Raw genomic sequence first — 15,275 nt, 5'->3', positions numbered from 1 at the left:
CCTTCCCAATCGCCGGCGCGCTCGCGGAGCTCGACGACAGTGCGCCGCTCGTCGATGAGTGTCCCGGCACCGCGAACCGCGGGCGCGTTGGTCAGCCTTGCGGCGCTGCTTGCGCAGAGGCCGGCCGGTGCGGAGCTCCTTGGTGAGTGCCCTGCTCACGACGCCTTTCGCGCCCTCGCAGAGGTCGCGGTAGATGGTCTCGTGGCACAGGGCACGCAGGTGGGCCGCGATCTGTTCGGGGCTCTACTCGAGGTCGAGCCTGGCCTCATGATCAAGGAGTCTTGCGACAAGCGTTACTGATCGTTTCAGAATGGGGTCGGTGCGGTCATTCTTCGTCGAGTCGCTGGAGGACCTGCGTGAGAGCACCGGAGTCGAGCAGGCCGACGAGCACTTGAGTCATGTTGCCGATGTCGGCGTCCCGAACGATCAGGCCGCCGGAACACCAGGGGTAGAGCCCGCCCAGCTCTTCGCCCGTTCGAGACCAATGCTTCATCAGGCGATCGACCTCAGCAAGGGTAAACACGGTCGCACTCCAGCGTGCGTCATCCGCTGTCAGCCGCACCTCGACGTCGACGTTGCGGACGGTGCCCAGATCCTCGACCGCACGGGGCAGGAACGACGCCATGAACCGGTCTGTGCGAACGCGGTACCAGGGAACGTCCCAGCCTTGCTCAGCGGTTTCGGCTCCGGTGTTGGTCATCCGGGGAGTATGTCGACCCAGCCCGGTGTGCTCAACCAGGTTCTTTGGCAAGCTTCAGCGTTGTGGCCATGAACCTTGTACCCGACGAGCTGTGGGATCGGATAGCCCCGCTGTTGCCGGTGCGGCCAACGCGCTGGCACCGCCATCCCGGACGGCTCCCGGCCCCGGACAGGGTCGCCCTGGCCGGCATCGTCCACGTCCTGCGTAAGGGCGTGGCCTGGCGCGACGTGCCACGCGAGGTCGTGGGCTGCTCCGGGGTGACGGCCTGGCGTCGGCTGCGGGACTGGACCGAAGCCGGAGTCTGGCCCCGTCTGCACGCCGCCCTGCTGACCGAGCTGCGTCGCGCGGTCCTGCTGGACTTGGACGACTGCGCCGTGGACGGTTCGCACGTCCGGGGGCCCTCAAAGGAGGGAATCACGTCGGCCCGTCGCCGGTCGACCGCGCCCGCCCCGGCTCCAAGCATCACCTGGTCGTCGATCGTCATGGAACCCAGCTCGCGGTCACGCTCACCGGCGGAAACCGACACGACGTCACCAGCTCGTGCCGCTGCTGGATGCGGTCCCACCGGTTCGAGGGCGCCGGGGACGTCCTCGAACCAAGCCGCGGCGCCTGTACGCCGACCGGGGCTATGACTTCGACAAGTACCGCCGTCTGCTGTGGAAGCGCGGCATCAAGCCGATGATCGCCCGCCGGGGCGTCGCCCACGGGTCTGGTCTCGGCAGGGTGCGCTGGGTGGTCGAGCGTTCGTTCGCCTGGCTGCACCAGTTCAAGCGCCTGCGGATCCGCTACGAACACCGCGCTGACCTGCATCAGGAGCTTGTGCAACTCGCGTGCTGCATCATCTGCCTGCGCCGCCTCTCCAAGGGGCGCCACCGCACCTCGCCCATCGAAGGAGAAACCAGTCAGTGACCTCCGCCGAGCCGTTCACCCATATCAAGATTCGCGTAGCCGCAGCCCTGTTCAACGGCGACGAGATCGCCCTCATCCGCCGCACGAAGAACGGCCAGGACCAGTACACCCTGCCAGGTGGCAACGTCGAACCTGGCGAACCCATCCAGCAAGCCCTCGCACGTGAACTCGACGAAGAATTGGGCCTGGACCTCGCAGAGGCGAGCAGCGTTCCACAGTTGACCTGGATCCAGGACGCCATGGTCACTCGCCCCGGCAGCACCCCACCCCGCAAACTCCACCTCGTCTTCCGCGTCCACATCGACAACACCACCCGCGCTCGTCTGCGCACCGTTGAGCACGATGACACTGCTGGCGCCGGCCACCTCACCTGGCACCACTACGAGGACACGGCCGACAAGGCGCTGTTCCCACCGGTCCCACTCGCCGCACTCGTTACTCCCACGGCGCCGCTCGATGCTGCCCGGGCACTGCTGCCGACCATGGACGACAGCAATTACCACTGGATCTGATCCGCCGCCGTGCCAGCTGCCAGGGTGGCGGGTACGGCGCGCCTGTTTCGTGGCAGGGGCCCATCGTGCGCACCGTTCCCCAAAATCTGTGCCGGAACCCACAGCCCGTGCATAGGGCCAGGCTCCGATGCTCCGGCGACTGGGCACGGGTTCGGCGAGCCCATCAGATCGTGGCTCGAACGGGCATCTTGAGGTCGCCTGAGGTTCAATGAAAGTACAGGTCTAGTCACCTGTCGTGTGGCAATCAACTCAGCGACTCCTAGGGAGGGCGTGAGATGCCGGTAAACATTGTGGACATCGGCCCACCTTCAACTATCGCATCAGGAAGAGCACTCATCGAGACCTATTTTTTCGGGGATTTCTACGACGTTGGCGTGTGCTACGGGACACTGGCGACGGAGCCGAAATTCCTGGGCTGGCTCGATGTCACAGACCAGGGCAGGGTGGGATCCATCCGATCCATCGGCGGGGTTCCGCACCTGGACCTGAGGAATTGGCAGTACACCATGACGGTGACGAACAGATCCAACGCTACGGTCACCTACAACATTCGGATCGCGACCTTGACCAACGGGTGAGTGCGATGCCCAGAGTGAGACTTACTGTCATTACGGACCCGGACGGGACGGTCGTCGGCACCAAGCAGGTGGTCGAGCCGGGCGATCCCCTGGCGCCGCAGTTCTCCTACCGGCCCGCCATACAGCAGGGTGGAGAGGGAGCGGAAGTCGTGATTCCGGTCTACTCCCAGATCGTCGCGGGACCGGACCAGGAGGCGCATGTGTTGGACGTCGACCTGCCCGAGCAACTCTTCGTGTCTCTGGACCCGGCGGCACTGCACGAGATAGTGCAGACCAAGATCAATCAGGTGAAAGGCCGCGAGGCCTGATCGTGGCATCGGCCGCTTTCCCGTCCTGGCCCTCGATCAGCCGGCAGCAGGCGCCGATGAGCCGCACCTCCCAAACAGGAGGCCGGGGCAAAGCCGAAGAGGACATGCTTAGGAAGCTCTGACCACAGCTCGTCAACCCATGGCCTGGCCGCCGCCATCAAGTCCGTACTGCCTTATCGCCACCCCGCACCCGCGCGGATCGGCGTCAGCCGACCTTCATGGCGCCCACACCAAAGACGTCTCCTGCGTCGGTGCCGCCATGCTCGCGAGCCGCGCATGCCGCGCCCACCGGGTCGCCCATGCAAGGACCACGCCACCGCAGCCAGCCTCCTCCGGCACGCCCATACCCGGACCGAACACCCGCCGTACGCTCCCCCTCCACCGCTACCTCGCCCAAACCCTCGCCGCGGTGGGGGAGAAGCGGCCGGCTTTCGGCGCGCTGAAAGGCGGCAGAACCTGAAGACCCGCCTCGCTGGCCACGGCCGCTGCCGGCCGCTCGCATTCATCCCCACACCCACCAGCCCGGTGACGCACCGGCGTTCCCCGGGGTCATGGCCGCAGTCCGGGTGACGAGGCCGAAAGGGCAGGCCAGGAACCCGCCCGATCGTCGTCTGGGCCGACAAGGCGTACTCGTCCCGCGGGGTCCGTGAGCACCTGCGCAGACGCAGAATCGGGGCCGTGGTCCCGCAGTCGGCCGACCGGCGCGCCAACCGCAGACGACTCGGCAGCAGGGGCGGCCGTCGGCCGGCCTTCGAGCGCGAGGCCTACATGCAGCGGAACATCTCCCAAGCCAGCCTATGAGCTGGAGCGAGAGAACCTGCCCCAGCCCGGCGGGAGCAAGTCCCAGGAGTCGTGGCGGAGCCACTCGCTGAACGTGGCTGGGCGGGCGCTGCCCATGTGGTCCAGGGACAGCGGGATGATCCGGTCGCAGGTGGCGCGACCATCCCACCACACCGTGCCTGCGAGTGGACCGGTGACCGCGAGCAGAGTGTAGAAGCCGCAGCCGTGGTCCTGCAGGATCACGGCTCCGGCGGTCTTCCGGTCTTCGAAGGCCTCGCATTCCCTGTCCCAGGCCTGCCAGGCATCCGCGTGGGCCTCCCGGTTGACGAAGCCCTCCAGGCGGGGTTCGCGTGCGTCCAGGTCGGCGTTCGCGTTCACGTACGAGTCGGGGTGTGGAAAGGGCAGGGGCAGCAGCTCCGTCAGAGTCGGACGGTCCGCGCCCCAATCCCAGCCCCACTCTTTTCGACAGGGCCGGTACACCGGCTTGGAGGGCTTCGCCTCCTTGAGGTGCGCACGGTAAGCGGCTGGGAATGACACACCGAGCTCGTGCTCGGCCATGACCAGCTCTTCCTCGGTCAACGGCGGGGATACGGACTGACGGTGCATGGCGTCGAGCCTAGAACTGACCGAGCTGTGCACGCCACGGGATGAAACGTACGTTGCCTCCGCCTCCATACCTCGGTCGGATGATGCGCAAGAAACGGTCTAGGAGGGCGTGGGATGAGAGTCCTCGAGCGACTCCATCCACCAGGCCAGGGAGCCGACGGCTGTCACCGCGGACTCCGTCCACGCGATCTCGTCAGCCAGTCGCGCCTGTTCATCGACTGCATGCCTGAGTTCACGAGAGAACTCTTCGTCGTAGTGCCAGCCGGCAGTCATGGTCAACGCTCGTGCGGGTGGTTGCGCAACTCCACGTTGCAGTCTGAAACCGTGAACACGTCTCTGCGGCCACGAGCCTCCGCCCGCTGTCCGGCCAGTGCCTGGCACACCTCGCATCCCTCGGTCGGCGTCGGCTCCAGCACCGGCAGCGCCCAGGTCACAAGGCCTCGGACACCGCCATCCGACGTTCCATCATCACCGAATCCATTGACCATCCCAGTCCCTCCGCCTCGGTTCCCGACCCACATGCCTTTCGTCGGACCAACAGCGTGCACCCGAGACCGGGACGTATCTCCCCTACGTGCAGGGACAGTTAAGACGTCTGACGGTAGTGTGCAAGAACGCCCAAACGTCCTCGGGAGAAGCCTTGAACACTGCGTTACGAGACGCTATGGCGCTGGCGCGGGTGTCCGAACGCCAACTAGCCGCCAAAGTGGGCGTCAACGCGAAGACCGTGGAACGCTGGATCTCGAATGAAGCGCTGATCCCGCACGCGCGAAACAGGCACGACACCTGCCGGGTTCTGGGAGTGGACGAATCGATGATCTGGCCGGAAGCAGTGACGACCCGAGTCAAGGTGGGCAACGACCGAGAGCTGGTCCACAGCTACCCGTACCGGTCGGCTTGCCCGTCCACGGTGTGGGCGCGGCTGGTCAACGGATCCACCTCGGACCTGATGTTCAGCGGCTACACCAACTACTTCTTCTGGACCATGATCCCCGCCTTCCCCGACATCGTTCGTCGCAAAGCCGGCTCCGGTTGCCGGGTTCGCTTCCTGCTCGGGGATCCCGACGGCGAAGTGACGCGCCAGCGTGAAGTCATCGAAGGTGCCGCCCTGACCGTCTCCACTCGCATCCGCATGACTCTGGAAGCGCTGGAACGCCTTGGTCCTCTGCAGGGCCTGGAGACGCGCTACAGCGACGCGTCAGACGCCGTGAACCACGTGAGCCTGTCCGTCTTCAAGTTCGATCACGATGCCCTCGTGACGCCACACCTGGCGCGGGTGATCGGACACGACTCGCCCATGTTGCACCTTCGCCGCCAGTCGGACGGGGGCATGTTCGATCGTTTCGCCGACCACGCAGAAGAGCTTTGGGAACGGGGAGCGCCAACGGGCTTGCACACAGCCTGACAGAGGCTGACCCCGTGGCCGGGAGAGAGTCCTGCGGCGCCCCCCGGCGCGCCTTCCCGCAGGCCGCCCGCGGGCCTCGCCAGTGATGAGGCCCCTCCAAGGAGACGGAGACGGCAGCCTGCGGTCCCTCTGCTTCGCCAGACACGAGGAAGCGCGTCGTTGGCCGGCAGGGGCGCGCTGTCGCTGCCCGGCGGGTCGGGCTCCGGTCGACACCGTCAGACCGGAGCGGGATCATGAGAGGAGGGCCGCGAACCGGCACACCCGTGTTGGTGCAGCTGCAGGCGCCGCCGCCGCGAAGGCCGCGGTCCCCATGTGCCCCACGGTGCAGGACCCCACTGCCGCCGGCGCCGCGCTCACAGCCAAGGTTTCCGCACCTGAACCCCACTGGAGACAAGCCATGACCCGGCGCACCCGTCTCGTCGCCCTCAGCCCGCTGATCGCCTGCTCGGTCGCCCTCTGTCCCTACGCTGTCGCGATCGCCACGGCCGTCCCACAGGCACCGGCCATCCCTGCCTGCACCGTGGAACCGTTCCCTGGCGCTGCCGATCACGTCAACGTGAAGGGGAGCGGATTCGGCGGGAAAGTCGTGGTCAAGGAGACGAGCGGCAAGAAGGAGGTCACGGTTGAGGCGACGGCGGAGGGAACGTTCGAGGTGCCGGCTCTCCCGGCGGGCTCGTACGCCGCCGTCCCGTACGGGTCGCAGACCCAGAGCTACCCCTGCACGCAGACGGGGGGCAGGGCTCAGACCGAGGGGGACGACGCCAAGGCGGAGTACGACAAGGGCTTCCAGTTCGCCTTCCAGCAGATCAAGACGAACTGCCAGGCCACCCAACCCAAGACCGCCGGGGAGGTCGACCCGAACTGGCAGAAGGGCTACGACAAGGGTGCCGAACTGGCGGCCAAAACCTTCTGCAAGGGCTAGAGCGACAACCCCAAGGCCGGCAAGAGCGCCATATGGGTCAGGGGTTATGACTTCATCTTCGTCAGGATCCGGGTGAGTTGTCAGGCCACCCCGCCCAATTCCACTGGCCAGGCCGACCCCGAGTGGCAGGCGGGCTACGACAGGGGCGCCGAGGACGCAGCCGCGAAGTTCTGTACGCAGCCCGTAGGCGGTCTGCGGGCGCCGCGCGACGGCCGGGTCCGGACGGCAGCCTGGCCCTCAATCGTCGGCCTGCGCTCCTATGGACAGGCCAGCGGTACCGATGCACCCCCATGGTCGCCAGGTGGTAACGGGAGGTCTCAGCCGCGGGGGTATCCAGCCAGGCGACCAGAGCGCTCATACCGCTGGTCCGCGATCGTGCGTCGGTGGATGCTGTGCACCGGCCCCGTCGGCTGCCCGCACACCGGGCACGGCATCGGCTTGCCCCGCGTCCGAGCCCGCACCCCGATGAACTCGCCGTCGTCCGCCACATCCTCGACGACCAGCGACGCAGGTCCCGAAATCACCACGCCACAAGGCCGTTGACATCATCCATGCAGCGTCAACGGCTACCGTCACCCTTCGTCACCACCGATTACGCCATCGAGCCGTTCGGCTGGCAGACCCGGTCGAGGGGCGGGCGGCAGGGCCCTGGTGCGCTCCCGGCGCCGCCGACCACGCCCACATGCGGCCCGCCCCTCCCAGTGGAATAGTGGGGAGCGGATGGAGGCCGCCCCTGGGGGTGCGGGTGATCACAGACCTCCACGTGTCGTCAGCAACTGCGCTCCCTCGCCGCCGAGGTCGAAGACGCCGACACCTCAACCGCCCCAGGCAAAGACCGGGGCCCCGAGCATTACCCGTTGGCTCTGAGGCCAGCCGATCAGAGGCGAGCTCCCTGAGAAGACATGTTCACCCCGTCACTCCTACGCGAGGCACGGGAGACGCGCGCGGGCGGGGCCCTGCTCAAGCGAAGCGACTGCCTTCAGTCGAGGAAGGACATCTCATGCGAAGGAAGACCCTCTCCACTGCGGTCGTGGCCGCTGTGGCGTTCAGCGGGTGGACCGGTGTCACCGTGATGACGGCCGACGCAGCGGAACGGGCCGCACCCGGCGCCACCTGCTTCCTCTCGGAAGGCCCCAACAACACGTTCGGCGTGTCGGGCGATGGGTTCAGATCCGGCGATCGCATCACCGTAAGGAATTCACAGGGCACCACTGTGCGCAGGACCGTAGCCATCACAGGAGGCTTCTTCGAGGTCACGGGGCTGCCGAACGATACCTACAGCGCCACGGGAGGTCGGACCAGGGCGATCTGCCCGAAGTGGGTGTCGGACGAGGAGGCCGCGATCAAGTGCACCGTGACCAAGGGCCCTGGAACGACCTACGGCGTGTCCGGCAGGGGATTCCCGGTGGCGGAGACGGTCACGTTGAAGAACTCCTCCGGCGCCGCCGTGAACACCACCCAAACCATCCAGGACGGGTTCTTCGAGTTCACCGGCGTCCCCAATGACACGTACACCGTCACCTCGAAGTTCGCGAAGGTGACCTGTGCGAAGGCCGCCGAGTAGCGGCACCCGCCCCCGCCCAACGTCGGCCGACCAGGGCAAGTGACGGGCACCCGCCGAGACGGTCTCGACGGGTGCCCCCGGCGAATCCGCGCGGACTCCTCCGGCGGAGTCGGGGATGCGGGCATCGGAGAAGCTGAGCATCCCCCGCGGGCGGAGGCGACCGGAGTCGTAGAGGCGCTGCCGGCGTCCAGGGCACGGACTTCCCAGCCGTCCGGCCCGGGCGGCCATCTCCAGCAGGTAGACCACCGGTCACCGGCTTCCCGCCCGGTCCTCACCGGACACGCGGACCCCACCCCCGCGTGGACCCTGTCACCGGGGACGTTCTCGGCGACCGCCTGCTCGGTGTCGGCGGTGCCGTCCTCGACGTCCACCCGCGCATACGCCGCGCCCGACGGGGCCGACGGCAGCACACCGAGGGAGAGGAAGCGCTCCGCAGGAACTCGCCGACCGTCGTCCGTCGATCTGCCCGCCCGGTCCCGCACACCGCGAAGTATCGCGCGGCCGCGAGCGACCACGGTTCAGCCGGGCCCAGCCCCGTCGTTGTGTGGCCAGCCATCCGGCCGACGTCCTCGCCGTGCCGGGTCACCCGGCCGTGACGGCCTTAAGACGGGTGCCCTCGTCAGGAGCCGGGTGGATGTCGAGGATGGTCGCGCCCCGCGGTGCGGCGAGGGTGCAAGTGCGCACGATTGCGTCCCGCCTCGCCGGCACTACGGTTCTTCGTTCCGGAGGCGAGCAGCTTCGTGGTGGCGCCCGAGGCCGCTGTACATGGCGGCGAGGTTGGTGCGGGCACTGATGGTGTTGGGGTGGTCGGCTCCGAGGAGGCGTTCGCAGTCGGCGTGGATGGTTTCTTGGAGGGTGAGTGCGTCGTGGTGGCGCCCGAGGTTGCTGTAGGCGACGGCGAGGTTGGCACGGGCGTGGAGGGTGTCGGGGTGGTCGGTTCCGAGGAGGCGTTCGGAGTCGGCGTGGACGGCTTCCAAGAGCGTGAGTGCGTCGTGGTGGCGCCCGAGCTGGTGGTAGGTGGCGGCGAGGTTGGCGCGGGCGCCAAGGGTGTCGGGGTGGTCGGTTCCGAGGAGGCGTTCGGAGTCGGCGTGGACGGCTTCCAAGAGCGTGAGTGCGTCGTGGTGGCGCCCGAGGCCGCTGTAGGTGACGGCGAGGTTGGCACGGGCGGTGATGGTGTTGGGGTGGTCGGGCCCGAGGAGGCGTTCGCAGTCGGCGTGGACGGCCTCTTGGAGGGTGAGTGCTTCGTGGTGGCGCCCGAGGTTGCTGTAGGTGGCGGCGAGGTTCGCTCGGGCGAGGAGGGTGCTGGGGTGGTCCGGCCCGAGGAGCCGTTCGCGGTCTGCGAGGACGGCTTCCAGAAGAGCGAGTGCTTCGTGGTGGCGCCCGAGCCGGTAGTAGGTGGCGGCGAGGTTGCCGCGGGCGTTGAAGGTGTCGGGGTGGTCCGGCCCGAGAAAGCGCTCGGAATCGTCACAGACGGCTTCTTCGAGGGTGAGTGCTTCGTGGTGGCGCCCGAGGTTGCGGTATGTGTCGGCGAGGTTGGCACGGGCGTAGAAGGTGTTGGGGTGGTTGGTCCCGAGGAGGCGTACGGAGTCGGCGTGGACGGCTTCCTGGAGGGCGAGCGCGTGGTTGTGGCGCCCGAGCCGGTGGTAAGTGACGGCGAGGTTGGCGCGGGCGCCAAGGGTGTCGGAGTGGTCGGGCCCGAGGAGGCGTTCGCAGTCGGCGTGGACGGCTTCTTGGAGGGTGAGTGCGTCGTGGTGGCGTCCGAGGTCGCTGTAGGTGGCGGCGAGGTTGGCACGGGCGCTGAGGGTGTCGGGGTGGTCGGGCCCGAGTACGTGCGTGGCCGTTTCCGTTACCGAGGTCCAGTACTTGTGGGCGTCCTGATGCAGGCCGCCGGCTCTGAGGCTGCGCCCATTGGCGAGGATCACCCAGTGCATGCCGCCCTGCCAGAGTTGCTTCTCGGCGTGTTGGAGCAGCGTGGTGGTGTTGGCTCGCAGCGTTTGTGCGAGCTCCCGGGGTAGATCGGTGGGCGGCCAGATCGCGACCAAGGCGTCGGCGGCAGTGGTGGCGAGGTCGGGATGCTGGCTGGTGGGGGTGGTCTCGCGGGCAGCGCGGCCGGTGAGGGCGTGCATCCGGATCTGCCGGTGCGGGGTGTGAGGGTCGGTAGTGATCAACGCGTACCGGCGCAAAACCCGCAACGCGCGCACCACCTCCTCCGTTGTGGTCGCCGGCTTGCCCTCTTGGCCCCGCGCCGCGGTGAGGAACGAGGCGACGGGTGGGGTGGTCCAGAGGGATTCCGGGTGGCCGTTGGGATCGAGGAGCGCGAGCAGCCGTACGAGCGGAAGAACCACGCCTTCCGGGCCGGCCTGTTCGGCCGCGTCCAAGGAGAGCAGCAGGGCAGCGGCGACCTGCCGCTGGTAGCCCTCCGTATCCGCCCACTCCGGTAGGACGTCCTCCAGCCGCAGCGCCTGGTCGGCCAGGCGGGTCAGGTACTGGGAGCAGGTGAGTTCCTCGGCGAGGAGGTACGCGGCCGCGTGGCCCAGTGCGAGTGGGAGGTGGCCGAGCACACGGGCGACCTCGCCTTCCCGCCCGTCCAGGAGATGTCCTCCACCGTCACCGGTGACCCGTTCTTGGAGGTAGTCAACGGCTTCCTGGGGAGTGTAGACGTCGATTTCGATGCGGGCGCGGCCGCCGCCGGTCAGGCGCGGGTCGTGCAGGCGGGTCGTGGCCAGAGTCCAGCCGATGCCGGGCCGGGCCGGCGGCCACCACGGGCCGACGACACCCGGGTCGCTGACGTCGTCGAGGACCACGAGCCAGGACCGGTCGGTGGTGGCCAGCCACTCCAGGAAGACGCGCGCGTCCTGCTCGGGGTCCTGCCCGCTCGCGCCGACTGCCCCGACCCGCAGGGCGGCCTGCGCGTAGAGGGCGATGAGCTGCGCGTGCTCGCCGGCCGGGACCCACACCACCAACCCGGTCGCCTCGGCCACGGCTTGGTGGGCGTACTGCGCGGCGAGCTGGGACTTACCGACCCCGCCCATACCCGACAGCACCCCCGCCGACGCCCGCCTGGCCTGCGTCAGCACCACCGCGCCCCCCGCACGGGCAGCATCGATGCGTTCCCGGAGCCCCTCGCGGGGCTGGAACGCCGATGCTTCCAGCGGCGGCGCCCCCACCAGCAGACCCTGCTGCCCCGCCACCCGGCTCCCAACACCCGCCGAAGGCCTGCCCAACGAGGCCGGAACGCCCGGCCCCGGCCCGCCCGGATCGCCCGGCCTGTGCTCCTGGGCCGCTTCCGCCTGCCGCCGCAGCCTCAGCAGGCCTTCCTGATCGAGCCGCAACGCCTGCGCCAAGGCGGCCACGGTCCGCGCGCTCGGAACGTACGGCTTGTGCAGGGCGTTGCTCACGCTCGTACGCCCCAGCCCGGCCTTCCTCGCCAGTGAGGTCACCGTCTGCCCCGTCGAGGCCAACGCGTTCCCCAACTGCGCCTGCAACTGGGACAGGGCCTCGCAAGACCCCTCGACTGGCTCCGGCATCTCGTCCGCGACGCTCATGAATTCCCCCGGCCAATGTGCCCGCCATTGTTCAGCAGTGTTCATCTTCGCCTGGCCGAACCCTGTCGCACACCCGATTCGAGAGGGTCGGTCCACCAACCGATCCGTCCTTTCGAGGAGTTCGACATGTCTGTTCTGACGGTGGTGCTGTTCACGGCCTGCCTGATCTTGATCGGCGCCCTCGCCGTCGCCGCGGTGGCCGGGAAACTCGCCCGCCTCGACGGCGCCACCTACCCGGCCGCGTGCCTGCGCGCCGCCGCCGCGTTCGCGGCCTTCCTGACCCTGGCCGCCGCCGTCACCGGCGCCCTGGCCGCGGTCCTGACCTGACGGCAGCGGTCCGGATCCGAACTGCTGGGCGGGCACGAATGGCCTTGGTCCGGACAGGTGTGCGGGCTGGCCGAGGTGCTGCGGAAGCTGCGTGCCGCGGCACGGCTCACCTGTGACGAGCCGGCGGTGCGGGACGGGTGTGACGGCGGCGACGTTGAAGCGTGCGGCTTCGGGCCGTGGTGAGCCGTCGGGCTGGCGACGTCGCGGCATCGAGCACCCGGCGAGTCCGCATCCCGAATGCGGAAGCTGCACTCGGCGTCGCCAAGGGCTGAACCGCGTCAGGGTATGGGGCTGGTGGCGTGACCGCCCGGCCCAGGCCACCCGGTAGGTGAAGTTCCCCTCCTCGGAGGTCACGGCCTGCCAACGCGCCCGCTCCTCCGTCCCAGGGTGGCTCGGCCTCGCGCCGAGCCACCCTGAGGTATGCGAGGACGCAGCCGCCGGCAGGATTGCACCTCGCCGCGCGTCTTGCACGGACTGGCTACCGATCCCGAGGTGGATCCGACAGCGATGGACCCCGGTCAGGAGTTCGGCGAAGAGGTCTCCAAGGGTGTGTCGCAGTAGGAATGACTCACCAGCCCCTGCTCCAGTTGCGGAGCAGGGAGGACGGTGGTCGGACGGGGCGCGGGCACCCCCGGCAGAGGCCACCGCGGCGGCCGGGACGAGGTCCCGGCAGGCTGCGCGGCCGCGGCTCCGCCGCGATGCGTCAATGCCAGCAGGACGGCCGGACGCGGAGCAGCTCGGTCCGCAGTACGGGTGTGCCGTCGACAGGTGCCGGGTTCTCCGCGGTCGGCTCGATGCCTCCGGCGGCGACTTTGTCGAGTGTTGCCAGGCCGTCGGGGCCGACCGTGCCGAACACCGTGTAGTTCGGGCGCAGCGCGGAGTCGCCGTAGACGACGAAGAACTGTGAACCGTTCGTGTCCGGACCGGCATTGGCCATTGCCAGCAGGCCGCGCCCGTAGAGGCGGCGCGCGCCGGTCGGATCGGTCGGTGCGGGCGGCAGGTCCACCGGCAGCTCGTCCTTGTACTTGTACCCGGGCCCGCCCTCACCGGTAGCGGTCGGGTCGCCGCACTGCAGGACCTTGAGCGTCGGGTAAGCCGTCAGACGGTGGCACACCGTGCGGTCGTAGAACCCATGCCGTGCCAGGTGCAGGAAACTCTGGACCGTACACGGCGCCTTGGCCCGGTCCAAGTGCAGCGGGATCGGGCCCTGGCTGGTCGGAACAGCCATGTCAACCGTGCCACGACTGGGGGTGCGCCGCGGGTCGGGCGGCAGCGGAACAGAGCGCGCGGGCGGCTCGTCCGGGGTCTGTGTGTACTGGCAAGGGCCGTGCGTGGTGCGCGGCGGAGCGCCGTCGGAAGCGGTGGCGACACTCCCTCCGGACACGACTAACGCCACGGCCGCGAATGTGCTGATCAGTGCCCGTTTCATCTCGCACGCCCTTCTGATGATCGTCAAGTCCTGGAGCGGTCGCAGTCTAGGGCGTGGTGCGGTCGGCGGGAATGGTTGGCGACAAGAGGCCGGCGGGTACCGCTGTCCGTGGTGTGCCCGTACTCACGTCGGATGGATGCCCCACCGACAGGAGGGGGAGCCCCCGGGGGGAATCTCCGGGCATTCAGGGGGTAGGCGGCAGCTGCGCATGAGCGAATTCCTCGTGAGACAAGCCGTTTCGCCGCTCGATCGCCGTACCGAATCACCAGCAGTGGGCTCGCCGTCCACGCCACACACCTCAGGTGGAACATGACCCAGACAATCGAACGTATACCGCTGGACGGTCAGGATCGCCTGGCCGTGGATCTGTGCGAGGAGCGTTCACTGCGGCTCAGACGCAGACTGGAACGGCTCATCGGCATCGCGGCGACCGAGGGGAACACTCTCGTTCCGCTGCGCAACGGCGATGAGATCTTCGATGCGATGCTCGGTGCGATCCGGGGGGCGGAGCACACCGTGGACATGATGACGTTCGTTTACTGGCGCGGTGAGATCGCACACAGGTTCGCCGAGGCGCTCGCCGAGCGCGCCCGTGTCGGAGTGCGGGTGAGGGTCATGCTCGACGGCTTCGGCAGCCGGCTCATCGAGCAGGACGAGTTGGACCTGATGGACGAAGCCGGGGTGGAGGTGGCTTGGTTCCGCAAGCCGCTCTACCTCTCACCGTTCAAGCAGAACCACCGCTGCCACCGCAAGGTCCTCGTCGTCGACGAGCGCACCGCGTTCACCGGAGGCGTCGGTATTGCGCAGGAGTGGTGCGGTAACGCCCGCAACGAGAAGGAATGGCGAGATACCCACGTCCAGGTCACCGGACCCGCCGTCGACGGCCTGGCGGCCGCCTTCGCCCAGAACTGGGCCGAGTGCCATGACGAACTCTTCGACGGTCGAGACCGGTTCATCGGCAGCGAGCACCACGGCGATTCCGTCGTCCAGGTCGTCCGTGGCTCCGCCTCCTTCGGCTGGCAGGACATGCAGACCCTGATCCGTGTCGTCCTGGAGTCGGCCGAGGAGCGCGTCCGCCTCACTACCGCCTATTTCGCCCCAGACGCCTACTTCACCGGGCTGCTCTGCGAGACCGCCCGACGCGGGGTGGAGGTGGAGATCCTGCTGCCCGGACCGCACACCGACAAGCGTGTCTGCCAGTTGGCGGGGCAGCGCTACTACGAGGATCTGACGGCCTGCGGTGTCAAGATCTACCAGTATCAGCCAACGATGATGCATGCCAAAACCCTCACGATCGACCGGGTGGCCTCATTGGTCGGCTCCACCAATTTCAATCGGCGCTCGCTCGACCACGACGAGGAGGTGATGCTCGCCGTTCTCGACCGCGACTTCACCGCCACTCTCGATGGTCACTTCGATGAAGACCGAGAGAGGAGCGTGCTGATCGAACCCGGCCGCTGGAAGCGTCGCGACCTCGTACACAGGGTCCGGGAAGCGGCTGTCCTGCCGATCCGCCGCTTCTTGTGAGTGCCGAGAACGTCTGGCGCCGACCGGGCTTCGACCGGCCGCCGGACGTTCGCATTCATGTGGCGACAGTCGATGGCGGCTCGAATCCTCGCGGCTGAGCGAGTGACGAGGAGGCCGCCGCTTGCCAGAGGCCGACGACGTGAGAGATTGTTGCCTTCGAGCA

12 protein-coding genes and 2 pseudogenes are annotated in these 15,275 nt (G+C 68.3%); 9 read left to right on the top strand and 5 right to left on the bottom strand.

All coding sequences use genetic code 11. The features are described from left to right. Positions 1 to 325: 325 nt before the first annotated feature. Positions 326 to 700 (bottom strand): hypothetical protein, encoded by a 375-nt coding sequence (locus ACFYZS_RS04400; RefSeq protein WP_389006685.1) that lies wholly within the window; start codon positions 698 to 700, stop codon positions 326 to 328. Between the two features lie 68 nt (positions 701 to 768). Between ACFYZS_RS04400 and ACFYZS_RS04395 the strand changes: the two are divergent. The 4 genes and pseudogenes from ACFYZS_RS04395 (at position 769) to ACFYZS_RS04380 (ending at position 3,007) form a co-directional block, all read left to right on the top strand. Beyond that, positions 769 to 1,609: pseudogene (locus tag ACFYZS_RS04395) on the top strand (IS5 family transposase). Beyond that, positions 1,606 to 2,121 (top strand): NUDIX hydrolase, encoded by a 516-nt coding sequence (locus ACFYZS_RS04390; protein ID WP_389006682.1) that lies wholly within the window; start codon positions 1,606 to 1,608, stop codon positions 2,119 to 2,121. Before ACFYZS_RS04395 ends, ACFYZS_RS04390 begins: the two are co-directional and overlap by 4 nt. A 275-nt stretch (positions 2,122 to 2,396) precedes the next feature. After that, positions 2,397 to 2,699, top strand: coding sequence for a hypothetical protein (locus ACFYZS_RS04385; protein ID WP_389006679.1), 303 nt, complete (start codon positions 2,397 to 2,399; stop codon positions 2,697 to 2,699). A 14-nt stretch (positions 2,700 to 2,713) separates the two neighbouring features. Next, positions 2,714 to 3,007: a hypothetical protein gene (locus ACFYZS_RS04380; RefSeq protein WP_389006676.1), complete on the top strand. Its 294-nt coding sequence runs from the start codon at positions 2,714 to 2,716 to the stop codon at positions 3,005 to 3,007. Positions 3,008 to 3,802: 795 nt separating this feature from the next. Here ACFYZS_RS04380 and ACFYZS_RS04375 read toward each other — a convergent pair. Continuing rightward, the gene (locus ACFYZS_RS04375; RefSeq protein WP_389006672.1) at positions 3,803 to 4,393 is read right to left on the bottom strand and encodes an SMI1/KNR4 family protein; all 591 of its coding nucleotides are present in this window, start codon (positions 4,391 to 4,393) and stop codon (positions 3,803 to 3,805) included. Positions 4,394 to 5,057: 664 nt separating this feature from the next. Between ACFYZS_RS04375 and ACFYZS_RS04370 the strand changes: the two genes are divergently transcribed. Together ACFYZS_RS04370 and ACFYZS_RS04365 are read left to right on the top strand one after the other, a co-directional pair. Further along, positions 5,058 to 5,798 carry an XRE family transcriptional regulator gene (locus tag ACFYZS_RS04370; RefSeq protein ID WP_389006669.1) on the top strand — a complete coding sequence of 247 codons (741 nt, stop codon included), beginning with the start codon at positions 5,058 to 5,060 and terminating at the stop codon, positions 5,796 to 5,798. A 397-nt stretch (positions 5,799 to 6,195) separates the two neighbouring features. After that, positions 6,196 to 6,720, top strand: a complete 525-nt coding sequence (locus ACFYZS_RS04365; RefSeq protein ID WP_389006666.1) for a hypothetical protein — start codon at positions 6,196 to 6,198, stop codon at positions 6,718 to 6,720. A 365-nt stretch (positions 6,721 to 7,085) separates the two neighbouring features. On the opposite strand, the pseudogene ACFYZS_RS04360 reads toward ACFYZS_RS04365, so the two are convergent. Continuing rightward, positions 7,086 to 7,244, bottom strand: a pseudogene (locus tag ACFYZS_RS04360) (ISL3 family transposase); the annotation flags it as partial. A 476-nt stretch (positions 7,245 to 7,720) separates the two neighbouring features. Here ACFYZS_RS04360 and ACFYZS_RS04355 point away from each other — a divergent pair. Continuing rightward, positions 7,721 to 8,284, top strand: coding sequence for a hypothetical protein (locus tag ACFYZS_RS04355; RefSeq protein WP_389006663.1), 564 nt, complete (start codon positions 7,721 to 7,723; stop codon positions 8,282 to 8,284). A 707-nt stretch (positions 8,285 to 8,991) separates the two neighbouring features. On the opposite strand, the gene ACFYZS_RS04350 is transcribed toward ACFYZS_RS04355, so the two are convergent. After that, positions 8,992 to 11,829, bottom strand: a complete 2,838-nt coding sequence (locus ACFYZS_RS04350) for a tetratricopeptide repeat protein (protein WP_389006660.1) — start codon at positions 11,827 to 11,829, stop codon at positions 8,992 to 8,994. A gap of 126 nt (positions 11,830 to 11,955) precedes the next feature. Here ACFYZS_RS04350 and ACFYZS_RS04345 point away from each other — a divergent pair, with 126 nt between their 5' ends. Next, positions 11,956 to 12,156 (top strand): hypothetical protein, encoded by a 201-nt coding sequence (locus ACFYZS_RS04345; RefSeq protein WP_389006658.1) that lies wholly within the window; start codon positions 11,956 to 11,958, stop codon positions 12,154 to 12,156. Positions 12,157 to 12,859: 703 nt separating this feature from the next. Here ACFYZS_RS04345 and ACFYZS_RS04340 read toward each other — a convergent pair. Beyond that, positions 12,860 to 13,585 (bottom strand): peptidylprolyl isomerase, encoded by a 726-nt coding sequence (locus tag ACFYZS_RS04340; RefSeq protein WP_389006655.1) that lies wholly within the window; start codon positions 13,583 to 13,585, stop codon positions 12,860 to 12,862. A gap of 309 nt (positions 13,586 to 13,894) precedes the next feature. Between ACFYZS_RS04340 and ACFYZS_RS04335 the strand changes: the two genes are divergently transcribed. Further along, a complete protein-coding gene (locus ACFYZS_RS04335; protein WP_389006652.1) occupies positions 13,895 to 15,112 on the top strand; it encodes a phosphatidylserine/phosphatidylglycerophosphate/cardiolipin synthase family protein in 1,218 nt (405 codons plus the stop codon). Positions 15,113 to 15,275 lie beyond the last annotated feature (163 nt).

Source organism: Streptomyces sp. NPDC001903, assembly GCF_042891345.1.
In the GTDB taxonomy this organism is placed as follows: domain Bacteria; phylum Actinomycetota; class Actinomycetes; order Streptomycetales; family Streptomycetaceae; genus Streptomyces.
The sequence above is the reverse complement of the archived record's forward strand: the minus strand, read 5'-3'. Positions and strand labels throughout refer to the sequence as shown.

Excerpts from the sequence above, each read along its gene's own strand:
- ACFYZS_RS04400 (WP_389006685.1), bottom strand. The coding sequence starts at position 700 with ATGACCAACACCGGAGCCGAAACCGCTGAGCAAGGCTGGGACGTTCCC.
- ACFYZS_RS04385 (WP_389006679.1), top strand. The coding sequence starts at position 2,397 with ATGCCGGTAAACATTGTGGACATCGGCCCACCTTCAACTATCGCATCA.
- ACFYZS_RS04375 (WP_389006672.1), bottom strand. The coding sequence starts at position 4,393 with ATGCACCGTCAGTCCGTATCCCCGCCGTTGACCGAGGAAGAGCTGGTC.
- ACFYZS_RS04370 (WP_389006669.1), top strand. The coding sequence starts at position 5,058 with ATGGCGCTGGCGCGGGTGTCCGAACGCCAACTAGCCGCCAAAGTGGGC.
- ACFYZS_RS04365 (WP_389006666.1), top strand. The coding sequence starts at position 6,196 with ATGACCCGGCGCACCCGTCTCGTCGCCCTCAGCCCGCTGATCGCCTGC.
- ACFYZS_RS04355 (WP_389006663.1), top strand. The coding sequence starts at position 7,721 with ATGCGAAGGAAGACCCTCTCCACTGCGGTCGTGGCCGCTGTGGCGTTC.
- ACFYZS_RS04350 (WP_389006660.1), bottom strand. The coding sequence starts at position 11,829 with ATGAGCGTCGCGGACGAGATGCCGGAGCCAGTCGAGGGGTCTTGCGAG.
- ACFYZS_RS04345 (WP_389006658.1), top strand. The coding sequence starts at position 11,956 with ATGTCTGTTCTGACGGTGGTGCTGTTCACGGCCTGCCTGATCTTGATC.
- ACFYZS_RS04340 (WP_389006655.1), bottom strand. The coding sequence starts at position 13,585 with ATGAAACGGGCACTGATCAGCACATTCGCGGCCGTGGCGTTAGTCGTG.
- ACFYZS_RS04335 (WP_389006652.1), top strand. The coding sequence starts at position 13,895 with ATGACCCAGACAATCGAACGTATACCGCTGGACGGTCAGGATCGCCTG.